This is a genomic window from uncultured Mucilaginibacter sp., assembly GCF_937859865.1.
Classification (GTDB): Bacteria; Bacteroidota; Bacteroidia; order Sphingobacteriales; family Sphingobacteriaceae; genus Mucilaginibacter_A.
Genome location: NZ_CALMAT010000015.1, coordinates 5,166 through 5,592 on the forward strand (window position 1 = coordinate 5,166; position 427 = coordinate 5,592).

Below are 427 nucleotides of genomic sequence, written 5' to 3' on the forward strand. Positions count from 1 at the left end.
GCTTACGGCTTCGTTCATCACCGCTTCAAACTCTGGCGAGCGGTGCGAAATTTCTAAGATAGATAAACCAATTCCGTTAAAATCAATTACCGCTTCGGCGGCTTGTTTAAGTACTTCGTGCGGTAAAATACCCGGACCTGCACCAAAATTATGCTTCATGTTTTTTATTTAATTAGGCCGGAAAAAAAAGAAACAACAGTGATGACCGGCGTGTGCGAATTTATAAAATTTGACTTTGTTAACAGTCAGTTATTTATAAATAATTTAACTAAACGTCGTTTTTGTTTTTAATTCAATCAGCAATTGAATACTTCTTTTAGGGATGTTTTAATTTTTGGATGGCCAGCAAAGGATCATCTGACGAAAAAACCGAATTTCCGGCAACCAAAACATTGGCACCGGCTTCTAACAATTCTTTACAGTTTTC

Annotated in this window: 1 pseudogene (running past one end of the window); it reads right to left on the minus strand. The window is 37.0% G+C overall.

Features of this window, described 5'->3' with window-relative positions:
* Positions 1-159: pseudogene (serC, locus tag Q0192_RS01975) on the minus strand (3-phosphoserine/phosphohydroxythreonine transaminase); it reaches 855 nt to the left of the window's first position.
* Between the last annotated feature and the right edge of the window lie 268 nt (positions 160-427).